This is a genomic window from Mesobacillus sp. S13 (genome assembly GCF_020422885.1).
GTDB classification, from domain to species: Bacteria; Bacillota; Bacilli; order Bacillales; family Cytobacillaceae; genus Mesobacillus; species Mesobacillus selenatarsenatis_A.
Map to the genome: position 1 here is coordinate 3,023,131 of NZ_CP084622.1, position 16,989 is coordinate 3,040,119.

The window sequence follows — 16,989 nt, forward strand, 5'->3', positions numbered from 1 at the left end:
AAAGGATTTTTACTGTAATAATTTATCACAAAACATAATCTTTTGTCTAGTTGCCCTCCAATTTATTAACACTTATCCTCAAAATCATTATGTACAATCTCAAGTGACACAATTTTCTTTAACTAAAATTATGTTATAACTGAATGTTGATTTCACATTGTTGATAAATAACAGGAAAAATTCCGCTTAAATCGAAAACGAGGCTTATTTCCATAAAAATAAGGGGCGTATTTCCGGTTATTTAATCCAAATCGTTTGATTTTTTCATTTTTTCAGCAGTTAACCGGAATACATCCGCCTATTTCTGCTTCAAAGCTTCCTTCGTATACAATAGCCGGAAATTCTCCGCTTATGAATTCCCATACGTACTCGGAAATTATCATTGATTGATAACTGAGCCTAACTAAAAGCACTTTCAATAGAACAATAAAAAGAAGCTTGGTTTTGAACCAGGCTCCTTTCTCTGTTAATTGCTACATTATTATGCTTGTTCGTTTCCCCACTACAAAAGAGACTGAATCACACAGTGAAGTGCTTTGTATGCTTCCTGCTCGGAAATGAGATATTAATAGATATTACAGATAGGATAATCAATGAGGATCCGAGCAACTGAAGACTTCCCAGCCTGTCACCATACACCAGTATTCCCAGCATGGTGGCAATGACAGGTTCTAGTGTAGCAACTACTGCCGCAGTACTGCTTTCCGTCCTTTCAAGGCCCCAGGAGTAAGCAAAATAGGCAACCACAGTTGGAAAAACCCCTAATCCAATTGCATAAAGCCACACATCCCCAGCAAAAAGGACATCCGTTTTGCTGAAAATGCCAGTTGTCGGAACGAGGGCAGCCGAAGCTACCAGAAATGTATACAATGTGACCGTAAAAGGATGGTAGCGCCTTAATGCGATCTTGCCAAATATACTGTAAAGAGCGTAGCCGAAGCCTGCCCCTAAGCCAATAAGCATACTGGAGGCAGAAAACGACATTCCCCCCTGCCCTGTAATGCCTGCGGCAAGTGTACAGCCAATGACGGTCATGACAATCGCAAACAGCTTCTTCCTGTTAATGCTTTCTTTCAGGAAAAGAAAGGATAAAACCGCAACAAAAGCCGGAGAAGTATAGAGTAAAGCTACTGCAATCGGGATGTTCATCAGGTTGATTGCCGTAAAATAAGACCAATTAAAAAACACAATGCTTAAAATCCCTGTACCCACAAAAAGATACAAGTCTTTCACCCTGATTTTTAAATGACTTCGATAAAAAGCCATTCCCACCAAAATCAAAATAATGGCAGCAGCCATCACTCTGATTGCCACAATCTCCATCGCCGTGAATCCAGCATTCGTAAGGCCTTTTACAAAAAAGCCGATAAGCCCCCACATCGCCGCAGCAAAGGCAATCATTAAATATGGTAATTTCCCGGACATACATTCACCACACAGAAAAGATGGCAGGAAGACTGCCATCTTTTTTTATAAAAATAGGATCTTACTAGACCATCTGGTATACTTTATTGTATTTCTCGTATAAATAATCCACTAAGTACTGGGCATTGAGTCCCTCACCAGTTACATCAGTCAAAATTTCAAGTGGTTTTTTCATTTTTCCATGCTTGTGGACTTTCTCAGTCATCCATTCTTTAATTGGCTTAAGATTCCCTTGTTCCAGGAGTTCCTCATAGTCAGGCAAGTCTTTGAGCATGGCATCCTTAAACTGCGCTGCATACATATAGCCTAAAGCGTAGGATGGGAAGTAACCAAAGCTGCCTCCAGCCCAATGTACATCCTGAAGGACACCCTGTGCATCATTTTCCGGCCTGATGCCAAGATACTGTTCATATTTGTCATTCCAGATCTGCGGAAGATCTTTTACTTCTATTTCATCATTGAATAAGCCTTTTTCAATCTCGTATCGGACCATTACATGCAGCGGATATGTTAGCTCATCTGCCTCGATCCTGATCAAACTTGGCTTGGACTCATTGACAGCCCGATAGAAATCCTCTACTTCCACGCCTGAAAACTGTCCATCTGAATACTCCTGCAGCAGGCTGTAGTTGTTTTTCCAGAAGGAGTAGTTGCGGCCGACAAAGTTCTCGTAGAAAAGTGACTGGGATTCATGGATTCCCATTGAAGTTCCTGAACTCATAGGAGTTCCGACTAGCTCTTCTGAAATATTTTGTTCATATAGAGCGTGGCCGCCCTCATGGATTGTACCGAAAACAGCTGTCCTGAAGTCTGATTCATCGTATTTCGTCGTAACCCTTACATCCCCAGGGTTAAGTCCCATTGCAAATGGGTGGACCGTTTCATCGAGACGGCCAGCATCAAAGTCATAGCCCATTTGTTTTAGGATTTCAAGACTGAATGCACGCTGCTTTTCTTTAGGGAAATGCTTGAACAGGAATTCAGTTTCAGGCTTATCTGTTGAACTGGAAATCTGCTGAACGAGCGGGACGATTTTATCACGAAGGTCTCCAAATACCTGGTCCAGTACCTCGACTGTAACACCGGGCTCATACATGTCGAGCAGCGTATTGTATTTATTGCCTTCATATCCCCAGTAACTTACGAATCTCTTAGTCGTTTCGACCAGCTTTTCAAGATACGGCCTGAACATTTCAAAATCGGAATTTGCTTTTGCCTCTTCCCATACACTTTCGGCTTTTGATTGCAGGATCACATATTCACGGTATTCTTCCGCTGGGATTTTCTTATTGCGGTCATAATCCTTCCGGCACTCGTCCAGTGTTTTACGGGTAATTTCTGATAAACTTGTTTCATTGGAAAGCCTTGCTATGTATGATGCCATTTCTTCTGAAGTAGACATATTGAACAGCTCGGAAGAAAGTACCCCGATCACTTCAGAACGCTGACCAGCTCCCTTTTTCGGAGCTCCTGTCCTTAAATCCCAATAAATCAAAGAAAGCGCCTCTCCATAGGCTGCCATTTTTTTAACATAATCTAAAAATTTCTTTTCTGTTTGCAATACTTCACTCATTCATTTCACCCCATTTTTCTTTTCCATTCTATCTTATCATACTTTTCTGAAATTTACGTTCGCGAATATCAAAAAGAGTACGGTCCAAATGAACAATAGATTCCAACTGTATCAGTCTATTAGTTAACAAGATTAATCTGTTCCGAAACAAAACAAAAACAACAGGCGAACCTGTTGTTCATTGGAATCAGAGGGTTTATTTAATTGGTTATTTGGTTATTTTGTTTTTCCGATTGCTACGCGCCATGTTTCTGGACCTTCTTCAAGATACTCCCAAGAAAAAGATTCCGGACGTTCCATCATGAATTGATACTGCAGCGGTCTTGGGTCATGGTCATTGACGATTTGCATGAATTCACCCTTTTGCAGTGAATCAAAGTTTTGGAATATAGTAGGGTGTTTTTCCCGGGGTGGGTAATCAGGAACATTGATAATAACGTTGAAAGTCATTTCTCTCTCTCCTTTTTTATGATGTTTACATTTTCATTATAAGTCTGTGAAAACTCCCCTGTAGTGAGCGCGGTCACAGTTTGACTATGACTTCTTTCATTCATGAAGGATAGTGATCTAATGAAAATTAGAGGGATTTCTTTTATAAGATAGAACTATAAGATGGGGAGGGATGTTTGTGAAAGAGTTAGTAGGCCGCTGTGAAAGTTGTGGAAAAGAGATTTTTTGCTTGGACGGTTTTTTAAATGGTGTTCATAAGGATGGAAGAGTCCTTTGTTTTGAGTGTGAGAAAGAAGAGGAACAAAAACCATCATAAAAAACCGCAAAGCAAGACGCTTTGCGGTTTTCCAAATTATTCTTCATCAACCGCCAAGTCTTTTACAGGCAACTGCTCCCCTTCTTTATGTGTCACTTTACGCAGATTAAATAGTGCTTTTACACTGAAGATCGCCAGGGCAGCAACACCAATCAAAAAGATTGAATCTGGTATCGCTCTCAGCGTCAGAAGCATCTCAACTGTTTCTTGCTGCAAGAACTGTGATGAACGTGATGCTGCATATCCGTTGAAGTAGGCTTCTTTTAACTGAAGGTAACCGACTGGCAGCAATGAAAGGAAGACCATGCCGGCCAATCCCACGTTCAGCATGATGACAATGAATTTCACCCACCTGTCGCTCCACTTTTCAGGCTTCACAATATTGCGCAATGAGTAGATCAGTACTGCTCCTGCGAACATTCCATACACACCCATCATTGCCGCGTGGCCGTGGGCAGGTGTCAGGAATTGGCCGTGCTCAAGGAAGCTGACTGCTGGCAGGTTGATCAGGAAGCCTAGAACCCCTGCACCAACCAGATTCCAAATCGCTACTGAAATCAAGAACCAGAATGTACCTTTATAAGGGAAATCCACTCCCCCATCCCTCATCATTTTATACTGTTCATACGCTTCCAGAATGAGCAAGGTCAACGGAATGACTTCAAGAGCTGAGAATACCGAACCCAGCGCGATCCAAGCTTCTGATGAGCCATTGTAGTAATAGTGGTGACCGATACCGATGACACCTGCTCCCATTAGAAGGATTAGTTGGAAGTATAATGCCCTAATTGTTGATTTTTTTGTGACGAGCTTCATTTGGACCATCAAGAACCCAATAACAACCACTGCGAAAACTTCGAAAATACCTTCAACCCATAGATGGATGATCCACCAGCGCCAGTAGTCAGCAAAGGTATAGTGTGTCCCTGGATTGATCATGAAAGCAAAGAAGTAAAAGGCCGGTACGGCAATCGCTGAGTAGAACAATAGGTGTATCAATCCGCCTTTATCGGACTCTCTTTTCAATCCACTCTTGATGCCGCGGAATACGATGAACAGCCAAATCAGCATGCCTGTCGCAAGAATGAATTGCCAAATACGTCCCAGCTCAAGGTATTCCCAGCCCTGGTGACCTAATAGGAACCAGTTGTTTCCAAGATAGCCGTTTGCTCCAAGCCATTGGCCTATCATACTGCCGGCTACGAGCACTACTAGTGCCCAGAAAAGGATATCGACTAGTAATCCCTGGCGTTTTGGTTCATGACCGCCGACCAGCGGAGCGATGAAGATGCCCATTCCAAGCCACGCAGTCGCTATCCAGAAAATCGCCAGCTGTAAGTGGAAGCCTTTTGTAATATTAAATGGCAGGATATCATGAACCCACTTCATTCCGAAGAAACTGTCAGGCTCGATATAATAGTGTGCCAGAAGTGCCCCGAACATTGCCTGTACAAAGAATAGTACAGATACAACGGCGAAATACTTGCCTGTTTTCAATTGTGAAGAGGTTAGCGGAAGCTTCCTCAGGTCAATTTTAGGGAAGTTGCCGGCTGTATAAGCCTCTTGCATCCCCAGGTGATAACGATAGAATACAAAGAGGATCAATCCGACGAACAAGATCAAAATGGTCACGCTCGCCCCGCTCCACCAGATTGCCGAAAATGACATCGTGTTTCCTGCGTCTTCATAATAAGGCCAGTTGTTAGTATAAGTGATTTCATCGTCTGGTCTTTCAGTACTCGATAGCCAAGCAGTCCAGAAAAAGAAGTCAGCGATTTGTTCAATTTGGTCTCCCTTGGATACCCAGGCGCGCTCACCATCCGGCATATGTTTTTCCTGGATTAATCCAGGCTTAAGACCCCAATCGTCACCTTCCGTAAAAATAGTATGATAGAATTCCCTTACCTTTTCGTGCCCGAATATTTGAGCATCTGTCAATACCAGCTTATCTTTATCCGGCATATAACGGTTTTCACGCATTTCCTTCATCACAATGTCTCGAATGATTGTTTGTTCATCCCCTGCTAAGCTTTCAAAATCTTCACTGTATTTTTCCTGTGCTCTGAAGTCTTGCATCCCATCAGTATAAATTTTCAATGCCTCTGCAGTATAATCAGGTCCCATATAAGAACCATGCCCTAATACAGTTCCATAATCCATCAAACCATATTTCTGGAATACAGCCTGCCCTCCCATGATGCTTTCTTTCGTTAAGATGATCTCTCCTTTTTCGCTTGTGACTTCAAGCGGCCTCGGAGCCATATCTTTAAAGATCCAGTATCCCCCTGTCAGGAGCACTGTAAAGCTTAGTAATAAAGTAATGATGAGTACGGATTTCAACAGTGAGTTTGTATTTTTCTTGACCACTGTCTTCTTAGATGTTCCATGCTGGATTTCCATCTACCATACATCCCCTTTCCTGATTGATTTACAAATTAAGCATAAAGAGAATTCAATGGTAAGTTTGTGAAGTTCCTCATTTGTCAGGTGTGATATTTCACACAGCGATGATAATTATTTTCATAAAAACGTCATTATATGATTCAGGTCACTTAACCCCTATTCGTCTCTTGATAAAATTTACGATAGATATTGAATCCAATAGTTAGAGGAGCAGATTGATATGCATATATCCCAAATCAGACAGCAATTAAAAGAGGTTCCTATATTTAAAGAACTATCACAAGATGAACTGAATCCAATTGTGGAAATCGCCCAGCCGAGATTCTTCAAGAATAAAATGTATGCTTTCATGCAGGGAGATCCACTTGACCGGGTGTTCTTCATCCATTCAGGGAAAGTGAAGATTTATAAAACAGACTCTTCAGGTAGAGAACAGATCGTGTCAGTACTTGAAACTGGCGAGATGTTCCCTCACGCTGGCTTCTTCAGGAAAGGCCAGTATCCCGCACACGCGGAAATAATGGAGGATACGCAGATGATCATCGTCCCAATTTCTAAATTTGAAGAAATCCTGGTTGCTTATCCTGAACTATCTATTAAGTTATTCCGCGTGCTTGGTGAGAAAATCATCGATTTACAGGCCAGACTTGAGGAACAGATTCTTCATAATACGTATGAACAGATTATTATGCTGTTGCTACGACTATGTAAGACAAATGGGGAAAAGAAAGAGCATGGTTTCAAATTAACCACCCATTTTACCAATAAAGAATTTGCCAACATGATCGGTACTTCGAGGGAAACCGTCAGCAGAACAATCAACCATTTAAAGAAGAAGGATTACTTAAGCTTGGACGCTGACGGTTTTTATCTGATTGATCATGAAAAATTGCACCAGGAATTGTTTTAAGTAGAAAATGTAATTTTTAGAGTGTAAGTGATGCGCATCACGGAAGAAAGAAGTGAAAATGATTATCATTTAATCATACCAACAAAAGTATTTAGGAGCTGATCGATATGGAACACAGAAGTATTGAATTGGATGTGCGGGAGGATATCAATAAAAAGCTGGAGCCTTTCCAGAAAATCATGGAGGCCATTGGCGAGCTGCAATTGAATGACAGCCTGATCCTCCATGCACCTTTCAAGCCTGTTCCGCTCTATGGTGTGTTAAAAGCAAAGGGTTTTGAGCACGAGGTAGAAAAAATCGAAGCAAAACATTATAAAATTACTTTTACTAAAACAGGAGGAAAGTAAAATGATGCTTGATAATAGAGGGCTTGAACCGCCTCAGCCAATGATGAGGACGCTCGCAAAGCTTGAAGAGCTTGAAGCAGGACAGACGCTCATCATCATTAATGACCGCCGACCAATGTTCCTGTTCGAACAGCTGGATGAAATGGGCTATATCTATTTGACTGAACAGCAAGAAGACGGCAGCTATCGTGTGACGATTTCCCGAAAAGCGGGGTGATTGAAATGTTTCAACAAAGCAGTGGCAACGAGACTAATATTAAACTTCCTTTTTCTTTCATCGGCTTCAGCATGGTGGCCTTAGTCCTATCACAGCTGCTGATCCTGCTGAACGGCGACCTTCTTGTTTCCGGTATTTTCAGGCTTCCGGCAATCTGGTCTGCTGCCCATCTGTTCGTGCTTGGATGGGCACTGATGGTCGCTATGGGCTCAATGTACCAGCTGGTCCCTGTCGCTTTCCTGACACCGATTTGGAATGAAAGATTCGGGTTCTGGCAGCTGGCAGTTACGGTTGCAGGAATCATTTCCTTCGCAGGCGCTCTGTACTTTCGCCCACAAGATGCCATGATTCCAGGACTGCTGACATTGCTCGGCATCTTAATGTTCATTTTCCAAATGTTCATGACGCTAAAAAGCCAGGCAAAGCCAAATATCCTAACTTTATTCGTCGGATCTGCGCTATTTTGTCTGCTAGCTACCATTTCACTTGGCATCACACTGGTACTGAGCATGAAGACAGGCTTTCTATCAGAATATTATCAAGCTATCTTTAAAACTCATATCCTGCTTGGTACCGTTGGCTGGTTTTCATTATTGATCTTTGGTTTTTCCTATAAAATGGTCCCGATGTTCTCACTTTCACATGGGTATTCCATGAAACTGGCACCCTTTGTTTTCGCTATTTATGTTGTTGGTATCTTCCTCTTAATATTTTCATTCATCACAGGCAGCCATATGCTTGAAGTGTTTGGATCCTCCTTCTTATTAGCTGGTTTCTTGACTTTTAGCTGGCATGTTAAAAAGATCATCGATAAGCGCGTGAAGAAGAAACTTGATCGTCCCTTCATGTTTGAATTATTCGCCATAGGCTGCGGGGCTTTAATCCACTTAGCCGCTTTTACAGCAAGTGCAACAAATCTGTTTTCAGCAATGGCAGGGCCGATTATCTTACTTTATTTAATATCCTGGATCGCATTCAGCATCATCGGTTATTTGTATAAAATCGTTCCATTCCTGTGGTGGACTCATAAATACAGCAAAGAAATCGGCAAAAAGAAGGTACCTGCATTAAAGGACATGATGGATGAAAAGTTGGCATTGCCTCTTTTCCTTATCTTCACTGCCGGTACAATTCTTCTTTTACTTTCATTCGTAGTCAAGGTGATGCCAATCTTTTATATTGGCCAGAGTTTAATCGTGATAGGAACAGTCCTGTTCAGCTACATTATCGCAAAAGTGATAACCATTTAAGGAGGAAATTGCAATGACAGAATTAAAGGATAAAATCAGGGAAAATTTAAAAACTGTAATCGATCCTGAGTTAAATATTAATGTAGTAGATCTAGGATTGATTTATGAAATCGATGTACCGGAACCTCGCACAGCAAGAGTATTGATGACTTTAACGACACCAGGCTGCCCTCTTCATGACAGCATTGCCAGTGGCATTAAATATTGCGTACAAGGCATGGAGGAAATTGATCATGCAGATGTCCAATTGACCTGGGAGCCGGCCTGGACACCGGATCGGATGACCGAGGATGGAAAAAGGCTGCTTCAGGGCTTTTAACTGAGGATCACCCTAACTGTTCTAAACAGAACAGCTCCTAAACTGGCTGAAAGATTTATGGAAAGTAAAAAAACGCTTGGGCTCCAAGCGTTTTTTGCATGTATTTATTTAGGTGTTGAAAGGCCAAATGACAATGCCTGACGTAAGTTATTTTCCGCTTCCTGCAATTCTGCCGACTGCATTTCATCAGTCTGCATTTCATTACGCAATGCCTCGCTGCTGGTTGTCAGAGCTTTTGATATACGTTGGAAGTCGATAAAAGAATAATTCATTGCCATCCCTCCGTTTCATAAGAAATGCGTAAGCGCCTTGGTCAGCCCCGACAAGCGTTGGAGGGCTGACCACTGAAGTCACTCTTTGACTTCATTGGGCAGACCGAAACGTCTCGAGGAGCTAGGCACAAATTCAAGTGTAAAAAGTTGATACTTTCTTACCTTTTACAAAATTCAAATATAAATGTATTTTATTCACCTTCACCTTTATTTATTCTTGAAAATTAGCAGTGTATGTCCAAATAACAAAAAGCCTCCTGGTCATACAGGAGGCTTCGTGTTTATTTATCGGTTCTTGGCGGGCGTTTGCCCCAGTATTGGTAGTAATCTGTGCGGATGAATCCATTGAACAGCTTACGCTTCTTTGTTGCCGGCTTTCCGTATACTTGTTCAAAGTTCTCGTTCGATGTCAGCATATAGATGGACCATGTATCCAGCGGAGCAAATGCCTTGCCCATCTGGCTGTACATTTCTTCTACAGCTTTCTTTTCACCCAACCGCTCCCCATATGGAGGGTTGCCGACAATGACGCCGTACTCTTTTTTTGTTGTAAAGTCCTGGACACGCATTTGCTTGAATGTGATCAAGTCGCCAAGACCGGCTTCAAAAGCATTCTCTTCGGCGATTTTTACCAAACGGTGGTCGATATCCATTCCGCTAATATCGAGCGGCTGATCGTAATTTGCAAGGTCTTCCGCTTCCATCCTCACTTCATCCCAAACTGCATCAGGGAAAATCGGCCAATCTTCCGATACAAATTCCCTGTTAAAGCCCGGCGCAATATTTTGCCCGATTAATGCAGCTTCAATCGGAATCGTTCCAGATCCGCAGAACGGATCAACAAAAGGCTTGTCCGGATTCCAGTTTGTCAGCATGACCAAAGCAGCTGCAAGGGTCTCCTTCAATGGAGCCTCCCCCTGGCCTGTCCTGTAGCCGCGCTTATGAAGTCCGCTTCCGCTTGTATCGATGGTAATTGTGGCAACATCTTTAAGCAGCGCAACTTCAATCTTGTAAAGAGGACCGTTTTCTTCAAACCAGCCAGTCTTCTTATAAGATGTTCTCAAGCGTTCGACGACTGCTTTCTTCACAATTGCCTGACAGTCGGATACGCTGAAAAGCTTCGATTTCACTGATTTGCCCGAAACAGGGAATTCAGCATTCTCCGGCAAAAACTCTTCCCATGGAAGCGACTTTGTCTTTTCAAAGAGTTCGTCAAAGCTATAAGCCTTGAATTCGCCTATTTTAATTTTGATCCGGTCAGCTGTACGCAGCCACATATTGCTTCTCGCAATAGCGCGCGCATCTCCCTTATAGGTAATTTTCCCATTTTCAACCTGGCACTCATATCCTAGGTCACGGACTTCCTTTGCAACGATGGCTTCCAAACCCATTGCAGACGTTGCGATTATATCAAAATTCTTCATCGTTTCACCCTTTATATCCAATATCTTATGTATCCAATTATTAAGTTGCCCAATAACACTTAATATACATAAAAAAAGCTCTCCTGGCAAAAGGAGAGCTTTAGTAAACACTCATACAAATCCATTAATAACGTTCTGTAAGCCATGTTTTGTACCTTCGTACTGCAAACGACCAAAAGTCTCGTACTCCGGCGGTAATCATCTATCTACAGATGAAAACATCTGTCCTTCCCTTTGTTCAGTTCCTCCAGGAAGGTGCCCCTACCATCGTTTGGGTTTCTCGCTCGTGGGGTTTACCTCGTTCCACCCTTCCGATTTCTCGAAAGGCTCCGTCACTGTGGCACTTTTATAGGTATTCATGCCATATCGTTGCCGACTTAGGCATTTTCCCGGCCGTCAGCCGAGCGTGAGCCCGACTGCCCTGGCTTATGAATTGGCCAGGCACGAACACTACAAGCATCTCAGCCTGTGCGAGCATGGACTTTCCTCTGCAGCAGTGCTGCAGCGATTACCCGAACGTTATTAACAGCTACAAGAAACATTATATGAAATATAGATCGGAAAAGCAATGGTAATACATTTCAAAAACTAGAAAATGCTGGATTAATCGTAAAGCTTATCACCGAAAACATGCTTTTCAAGGTTCGAAAGCCTCTTAAGAATATCGAAATTCGTTGTGCCAGCTGCCTGTGTGCTTGGTCGGCGCGAAGCTTCATCAAGCTGCTTCTTAAGGCGAAGATTGTCCTGTTGCAGCTCCTCAATCTCCTGCTGCATCACTTCATAATCCTTGATGATCGTATCGAGAAACTTATCAACATCTTCTGGCTTGTAACCACGCATTGCTGTTTTGAATTCTTTTTCTAAAATATCTTTAGCAGTTAACTGTATTTTATCGGATAGCATTCCATTCACCTCAATATACCCCAATCGTCACATTTATTTTTTCAAAAACAAGGCGATTTGTCAATTTTTCTTTTATAAGGCTTATTTCGTGTTTGCAATTTTAGGAATGAAGCATTTGTTTAAAACCCCTGCTGTTTCAATTGTTCCTCTTCGACCACCATTTGTAAATCATATAAAGTGATCAATCTGATATCATATTCATTTTTTTCTTGATATTTTTTAGCTGTTTCATATATGAATTTAGGACTGCCTTCCTTTTCAGGATCGTATAGGAGAACAAGGAGATCGCTTTTTTCTATGAAAAACTGGTTCTTCAGCCTGAATTGCCATGGTTTTTCGTAAGGCTTCTTAGTAATTGAATCCACATGGTCAGCTCCAGCAAGCACGGATTCATACCACTCTTTATTGGAATCCTTCCATGTGTCCTCCTGATCAAGGAAGGGAGTGAACACCGAGAGTTTGAGATCAGGATATTCTTCCTGAAGTTCAAATACCGCCTCACCAGCCCATAATTCGACACCGAGCTGTCCACTGATCATCACCCATTCAAGGCCATCCTCAATTAAAGGAATCAAGCTTTTTCTTATCGCCATCTTTATGTATTCAGCCGCTGGATGATCATGCTGGAATACGCCAATTTCAAATGGTTTATACCCTGATATCGCAGCTACTTTTGCCATGGTTTCTCCTTTGAAATAGTGATTTGTCATAACTCCATATTGAAGGTATTCCCTTTAAGCTGCAAATATTACACCTCATATTTTTAAAAAAACAAGGGCTGCTAGAGCCCTTGTTGAAGTCATTTTATCGACCAAATCCTGGACCGCCAAATCCTGGTCCACCAAATCCTGGACCGCCAAATCCCGGGCGAGGCCTAGGTCCAACTGGAGCCACTCCGCCTGGCACTGGACCAGGTCCGCCATAGTGATTCTGATGTGTTACCTGATTAACTGTGGACTGTGTTTGCGGGAAATAATGGACATGATCATAATTGATGTGGTTTACATTGGTAGTGTGTGTTGGATGAACATGCGGAACCACATTGTTTACAAAGTTATGGTTCGTGCAGCACTTAGTAGGATGAACTACCGTTGGCAATACATGTGTCGGCTTGCAGTGCATAGTGCATAACTCCTTTCATTTAGACTTATTGTTTACATTATCAGCCTATGAAGTAGCCATGCGTCTTGTACTAATGAAAACACCTATTTTTCAAAAGAATCTGCAATGCAGTCCAATTTTTGATTCTTAAAGGAATGTGTAAAAGTTGTCCTTAAGACCGCTGAAAATTACAGCGATGAGAGTAATCACGACAAAATATAGAACTAATACCGCTTTATACATCAAACCCGCCCCGTAAAATTATATTGTTTTTTAACACCATACAATTTTACATTTTACAATGTCGAAACCATACATACAACAGGATATTACAGGTTTTGAATGGATAAATGTTAAAATTTTGTTACAATTACAGATTCTTTGACGAAACCTGCTAAAATATCGATTCAATTTGACGAATCATGCGCTTCCCCGGGAAATTGTTTTCGGGAAATCCTCCTGATCCGTTTTTTGAGCTCTTCGGCAAAAATCATGTCTTTTTTTGCTGTCCCTTTATTCTTGTGGTGAAATTCTTCAGCAAGCAGGCAATATTTCATAGCCATTCCAAGGTTTTTTGCGCGATGCTCGAAATGCTTAGCTAGCTCAATGCACGCTTCTAGCTGCTGCTTTCTTGTACCTGCGGCTGCGCTTTCGATCCAAAGTTCGACAGCTTTATGCCATTCTTTTTGTTTTTTGTACTCAAAAGCCAGGGCATGCTTGGCTGAAATCTCTTCCTCATTCCCATCGTTAAGGAGACCTGTGAATGCTTGCTTCGCTTTTTCTGACTGTCCAAGATAGGAGAACCATCTTCCCACCTCGTAAGTTTCCCGTGGTGTTTGTGTCCGGTCCCTTCCGAGAATCTGGAAGGTTAAATGTGTATAAAGAGTCAATAATGACAAAATATCCGTTTCATTGTGCTTTATGACACCCAGCAAGCCTTCAGGGTCCTTACGCTCCAGAAAGTCAAAATAAATCATGGGTGCCAAAAAGCCAGGAATATCGTCCTTTCTTTCAAGACCCAAGACTTCTTGCTCCACAATGCTGAGCTTCATCCGCTCAATCTTATGCTTCCACAATCTTCTCGCTGCATGATACAAATCAAAATGGCCATATGAAGGTAGTTTGGGTACATGGTCACGGACAAGAGTATGCCTCGTTTTGACCTGTGGCCAATCGAAAGCCTTGCCATTGTATGTAACCAATGTTGTGTAATCAGCATTGGTTAAAAAACTCTGGTAAAGCGCTACTTCCGCTCCTGGATTCGGCAGGATATGCTGTTTCAATTTCACCGAGTCCCCTGAAATCGACGCATGGCCTAGCAGGAAGATCGTATTCCCAGCTCCACCCCCAAGGCCTGTCGTTTCGGTATCAAAAAACACAAGGTCATTAGGAGTGTGGCCGACTGCGGAAAGCGGATGCTTTGTCTGCTCTTTGTTCCAAAGCGAAACAGCCTCCAGAAAGTCTCCGAATTGGTAATTACCATGCTGATGGTCAAGAGGATAACTAACTTCCCTGACAAGACAATATTGGCCATCAAAATAGAAGGGGGAAACTTGTTCCTGTTCCCAGACATCAAGAAACGGTATGTCTGGCGTCCCTTCAGCCTTTGCCGGCTCCATCTTTGGTTTTTCAACCCCACTTTTTATATGGGGTTTCAGTCTGTTCAATTTATTTTTAAGACTCATATCCCCCCTCCTTTCCTACACAGCTGCTTTAAGAAATAAATCCAGAAGTTTTACTACATCTTTCTTAGAGTGAATCGATGTCGTATCCGTTCCGATGCAAGACGGGCACCCGTCAGAGCATTGACAATTCAAGACCATTTGCTTAGTTTGGTTCAAAATCTCTTCAATACCGCTATATATTTTTTCACTTAACCCGATTCCTCCCGGGTAGCGGTCATAGAAGAAGATGGTTGGCTTTTCATTATGGGCAGCCTTGACCTGAGGGACTACATGCACGTCGGAAGGATCACACATGACAAATAATGGTGCGATGTGCTTTAGTGCCTGTGATGTGCCAATCAACCCTTCTTCAAGGCGGTCATCGCCAAATTCAGACAGTTCTTTGTTTAAAGATATCCAGGCCGAGCTTGTATGGAGCTCCTCTTCCGGAAGGAAAATCGGTCCAGAACCGATATTCTCATGCGTTTCGAATCGGATTTTTTTGAAAATGGTTGCCATTGCCCTTACACTGACATCTCCATATCCAATTTCTGTTTCTTCATTGCCCCTCATTTTATCTTCCTCAAGGACACTAAGTTGGACAGCAAGATTGGCATCTGTAAAATAATCTACATCCACTTCCCTGACAAAGGCCTTCTTCTCTTCCCAATCAAGCTTTTCCACCTGGAATTGGATACCCTGATGAAGATAAATGGCCTCTTCATGCAGCAATGTCATCGCTGAAAAAGTATCCATTTCGCCAATTACCCTGACATTGGCTACATCTGACTGGTCGATGATCACTACATTTTCCTGTGATGCTGAACGCAAACTGATATTGTGTGCCGGGAAAGCGTCATTCATCCAGAACCATTTGTCACCGTTCTGGTGCAGGATCCGTTCCTCTGTCAAATATTCAAGTATCTCTTCGATTTCAGCCGCACCAAACGTATCGCCTTTTTTGAACGGCAATTCATAGGAAGCGCATTTGATATGGTCGATCAGGATAATCAGATTATCTGGATTGATTCTCGCCGTTTCCGGACTTCGGTTAAAAAAGTAATCTGGATTCTGGATCACGTACTGATCGAGCGGACTGGAACTTGCCACCATGATGACAACCGATTCTCCGTGACGGCGTCCAGCCCGTCCTGCCTGCTGCCAGGCACTGGCAATCGTCCCCGGATAACCGTTCATGATACATACCTGTAGCTGTCCAATATCTACACCCAGTTCCAATGCATTTGTACTGACTACCCCATAGATGTCACCAGAGCGCAGCCCTTTTTCAATTTCTCGCCTTTCTGTCGGAAGATAACCTCCACGGTATCCTCTGATCGCCTTTGGCCCCAGTTTGTGCTTGACCAGTTCCTGAAGATAGGTAAGCAGGATTTCGACTCTCACCCTGCTTCTAGCAAAAACGATGGTCTGGATCTTATTTTTCAGGAACTCACCTGCGAGCCTTCTCGTTTCAAGTGTCGCACTTCTGCGGACATTCAGCGGGATATTGACGACTGGCGGATTATAGAATAAAAAATGCTTTCGCCCTGTGGGAGCTCCATTGTTGTCGATCAACACCATATCCTTTTCAGTCAGGCCTTCAGCCAGTTCAAGCGGGTTCGCAATCGTGGCCGAGGTGCAGATGAAAACAGGGTCGCTTCCATAATACTGGCAAATTCTCTTTAACCTTCTTATGACATTTGCCACATGGCTGCCAAAGACCCCTCTGTAAATATGCAATTCATCAATAACGACATACTTAAGATTTTCGAAAAGTGAAACCCACTTTGTATGGTGCGGCAGAATCGCGGAATGGAGCATGTCCGGGTTTGTAATAACGATATGCCCTGCCCTCCTGACCTTCTGGCGTATATTAGACGGAGTGTCTCCGTCATATGTATAGCTGTTGATCGCCAGCTCAGCCTCCTGTATCAATTCATTGATTTCACTCTTTTGGTCCTGGGCAAGCGCTTTGGTAGGAAACATATACAGAGCTCTTGCGTTCGGATCATCAATGATTGATTGAAGCACAGGCAGGTTATAGCACAGTGTTTTCCCTGATGCAGTCGGCGTGACAGCCACGATGCTGCGTCCCTGCATGATTTGATCATAAGAGGACTTCTGATGTGTATAAAGACGGGAAATCCCTCGTCGTTCTAGTGCACCTTTTAATATCCCGCTCAATTCCTCTGGCATTTCCTCCGTTCGGGCTTCTCGCTCTTCAATCGTATGCCAGTGGACAATATTCTTCTTAACCGATTCACTAACCTTTAAATCTTGCAATATTTCTTGCATGTTTTTGCGGACCTTCATAGCGTTCACCTCGTTATCACTATTTTACCGAATAAACGTTCGTTGCAAAAGATAAAAGTTCATTTAAATAAACTGCTATTTTTTGGTATACAAACTGCCTGA

General features: G+C 42.6%; 17 protein-coding genes and 1 other RNA gene. 6 read left to right on the plus strand and 12 right to left on the minus strand.

Translation table 11 applies throughout. The annotated features are described in order from the left end of the window. Positions 1-519: 519 nt before the first annotated feature. From LGO15_RS15465 to LGO15_RS15475, 3 genes are all read right to left on the minus strand, one after another. Positions 520-1,425, minus strand: a complete 906-nt coding sequence (locus LGO15_RS15465) for a DMT family transporter (RefSeq protein ID WP_226085219.1) — start codon at positions 1,423-1,425, stop codon at positions 520-522. 64 nt (positions 1,426-1,489) lie between these two features. After that, positions 1,490-2,998, minus strand: a complete 1,509-nt coding sequence (locus tag LGO15_RS15470) for a carboxypeptidase M32 (protein WP_167831318.1) — start codon at positions 2,996-2,998, stop codon at positions 1,490-1,492. Positions 2,999-3,214: 216 nt separating this feature from the next. Further along, entirely contained in the window at positions 3,215-3,448 is a 234-nt protein-coding gene (locus LGO15_RS15475) for a DUF2249 domain-containing protein (RefSeq protein ID WP_167831319.1), read from the minus strand. 178 nt (positions 3,449-3,626) lie between these two features. On the opposite strand from LGO15_RS15475, the gene LGO15_RS15480 reads away from it, so the two are divergent. Continuing rightward, positions 3,627-3,764, plus strand: a complete 138-nt coding sequence (locus LGO15_RS15480) for a hypothetical protein (protein ID WP_167831320.1) — start codon at positions 3,627-3,629, stop codon at positions 3,762-3,764. Positions 3,765-3,800: 36 nt separating this feature from the next. Here LGO15_RS15480 and LGO15_RS15485 read toward each other — a convergent pair whose 3' ends face one another. Continuing rightward, positions 3,801-6,164, minus strand: coding sequence for a nitric-oxide reductase large subunit (locus tag LGO15_RS15485; RefSeq protein ID WP_167831321.1), 2,364 nt, complete (start codon positions 6,162-6,164; stop codon positions 3,801-3,803). A gap of 223 nt (positions 6,165-6,387) precedes the next feature. On the opposite strand from LGO15_RS15485, the gene LGO15_RS15490 reads away from it, so the two are divergent. From LGO15_RS15490 to LGO15_RS15510, 5 genes are all read left to right on the plus strand, one after another. Continuing rightward, positions 6,388-7,077: a Crp/Fnr family transcriptional regulator gene (locus tag LGO15_RS15490; protein ID WP_167831322.1), complete on the plus strand. Its 690-nt coding sequence runs from the start codon at positions 6,388-6,390 to the stop codon at positions 7,075-7,077. A gap of 107 nt (positions 7,078-7,184) precedes the next feature. After that, positions 7,185-7,424 carry a DUF2249 domain-containing protein gene (locus LGO15_RS15495; RefSeq protein WP_167831323.1) on the plus strand — a complete coding sequence of 80 codons (240 nt, stop codon included), beginning with the start codon at positions 7,185-7,187 and terminating at the stop codon, positions 7,422-7,424. Position 7,425: 1 nt separating this feature from the next. Beyond that, positions 7,426-7,641 carry a DUF2249 domain-containing protein gene (locus LGO15_RS15500; RefSeq protein WP_167831324.1) on the plus strand — a complete coding sequence of 72 codons (216 nt, stop codon included), beginning with the start codon at positions 7,426-7,428 and terminating at the stop codon, positions 7,639-7,641. 5 nt (positions 7,642-7,646) lie between these two features. After that, entirely contained in the window at positions 7,647-8,891 is a 1,245-nt protein-coding gene (locus LGO15_RS15505; protein WP_167831325.1) for a hypothetical protein, read from the plus strand. A gap of 13 nt (positions 8,892-8,904) precedes the next feature. After that, positions 8,905-9,210: a metal-sulfur cluster assembly factor gene (locus LGO15_RS15510; protein WP_167831326.1), complete on the plus strand. Its 306-nt coding sequence runs from the start codon at positions 8,905-8,907 to the stop codon at positions 9,208-9,210. 104 nt (positions 9,211-9,314) lie between these two features. On the opposite strand, the gene LGO15_RS15515 is transcribed toward LGO15_RS15510, so the two are convergent. The 8 genes from LGO15_RS15515 to LGO15_RS15555 all read right to left on the minus strand — a co-directional run bounded on the left by LGO15_RS15515 (position 9,315) and on the right by LGO15_RS15555 (position 16,887). Then, positions 9,315-9,482: a hypothetical protein gene (locus LGO15_RS15515; protein WP_167831327.1), complete on the minus strand. Its 168-nt coding sequence runs from the start codon at positions 9,480-9,482 to the stop codon at positions 9,315-9,317. A gap of 281 nt (positions 9,483-9,763) precedes the next feature. Next, positions 9,764-10,906: a THUMP domain-containing class I SAM-dependent RNA methyltransferase gene (locus tag LGO15_RS15520; RefSeq protein WP_167831328.1), complete on the minus strand. Its 1,143-nt coding sequence runs from the start codon at positions 10,904-10,906 to the stop codon at positions 9,764-9,766. A 133-nt stretch (positions 10,907-11,039) separates the two neighbouring features. Then, positions 11,040-11,426: RNase P RNA component class B (gene rnpB, locus LGO15_RS15525), an RNA gene on the minus strand. Positions 11,427-11,509: 83 nt separating this feature from the next. After that, positions 11,510-11,809, minus strand: coding sequence for a cell division regulator GpsB (gpsB, locus tag LGO15_RS15530; protein ID WP_167831672.1), 300 nt, complete (start codon positions 11,807-11,809; stop codon positions 11,510-11,512). 119 nt (positions 11,810-11,928) lie between these two features. Next, a complete protein-coding gene (locus tag LGO15_RS15535; protein WP_167831329.1) occupies positions 11,929-12,489 on the minus strand; it encodes an SLOG family protein in 561 nt (186 codons plus the stop codon). A gap of 124 nt (positions 12,490-12,613) precedes the next feature. After that, on the minus strand, positions 12,614-12,931 hold the full coding sequence (locus LGO15_RS15540) for a CotD family spore coat protein (protein ID WP_167831330.1): 318 nt from the start codon (positions 12,929-12,931) through the stop codon (positions 12,614-12,616). A gap of 386 nt (positions 12,932-13,317) precedes the next feature. Further along, a complete protein-coding gene (locus tag LGO15_RS15550) occupies positions 13,318-14,595 on the minus strand; it encodes a ribonuclease H-like domain-containing protein (protein ID WP_167831331.1) in 1,278 nt (425 codons plus the stop codon). Between the two features lie 15 nt (positions 14,596-14,610). Then, positions 14,611-16,887, minus strand: a complete 2,277-nt coding sequence (locus tag LGO15_RS15555; RefSeq protein ID WP_167831332.1) for a DEAD/DEAH box helicase — start codon at positions 16,885-16,887, stop codon at positions 14,611-14,613. Between the last annotated feature and the right edge of the window lie 102 nt (positions 16,888-16,989).

What these genes read in the sequence shown, in the direction of transcription:
- LGO15_RS15465 (WP_226085219.1), bottom strand. Translation starts at nt 1,425, where the DNA reads ATGTCCGGGAAATTACCATATTTAATGATTGCCTTTGCTGCGGCGATG.
- LGO15_RS15470 (WP_167831318.1), bottom strand. Translation starts at nt 2,998, where the DNA reads ATGAGTGAAGTATTGCAAACAGAAAAGAAATTTTTAGATTATGTTAAA.
- LGO15_RS15475 (WP_167831319.1), bottom strand. Translation starts at nt 3,448, where the DNA reads ATGACTTTCAACGTTATTATCAATGTTCCTGATTACCCACCCCGGGAA.
- LGO15_RS15485 (WP_167831321.1), bottom strand. Translation starts at nt 6,164, where the DNA reads ATGGAAATCCAGCATGGAACATCTAAGAAGACAGTGGTCAAGAAAAAT.
- LGO15_RS15490 (WP_167831322.1), top strand. Translation starts at nt 6,388, where the DNA reads ATGCATATATCCCAAATCAGACAGCAATTAAAAGAGGTTCCTATATTT.
- LGO15_RS15495 (WP_167831323.1), top strand. Translation starts at nt 7,185, where the DNA reads ATGGAACACAGAAGTATTGAATTGGATGTGCGGGAGGATATCAATAAA.
- LGO15_RS15500 (WP_167831324.1), top strand. Translation starts at nt 7,426, where the DNA reads ATGATGCTTGATAATAGAGGGCTTGAACCGCCTCAGCCAATGATGAGG.
- LGO15_RS15505 (WP_167831325.1), top strand. Translation starts at nt 7,647, where the DNA reads ATGTTTCAACAAAGCAGTGGCAACGAGACTAATATTAAACTTCCTTTT.
- LGO15_RS15510 (WP_167831326.1), top strand. Translation starts at nt 8,905, where the DNA reads ATGACAGAATTAAAGGATAAAATCAGGGAAAATTTAAAAACTGTAATC.
- LGO15_RS15515 (WP_167831327.1), bottom strand. Translation starts at nt 9,482, where the DNA reads ATGAATTATTCTTTTATCGACTTCCAACGTATATCAAAAGCTCTGACA.
- LGO15_RS15520 (WP_167831328.1), bottom strand. Translation starts at nt 10,906, where the DNA reads ATGAAGAATTTTGATATAATCGCAACGTCTGCAATGGGTTTGGAAGCC.
- gpsB (WP_167831672.1), bottom strand. Translation starts at nt 11,809, where the DNA reads ATGCTATCCGATAAAATACAGTTAACTGCTAAAGATATTTTAGAAAAA.
- LGO15_RS15535 (WP_167831329.1), bottom strand. Translation starts at nt 12,489, where the DNA reads ATGGCAAAAGTAGCTGCGATATCAGGGTATAAACCATTTGAAATTGGC.
- LGO15_RS15540 (WP_167831330.1), bottom strand. Translation starts at nt 12,931, where the DNA reads ATGCACTGCAAGCCGACACATGTATTGCCAACGGTAGTTCATCCTACT.
- LGO15_RS15550 (WP_167831331.1), bottom strand. Translation starts at nt 14,595, where the DNA reads ATGAGTCTTAAAAATAAATTGAACAGACTGAAACCCCATATAAAAAGT.
- LGO15_RS15555 (WP_167831332.1), bottom strand. Translation starts at nt 16,887, where the DNA reads ATGAAGGTCCGCAAAAACATGCAAGAAATATTGCAAGATTTAAAGGTT.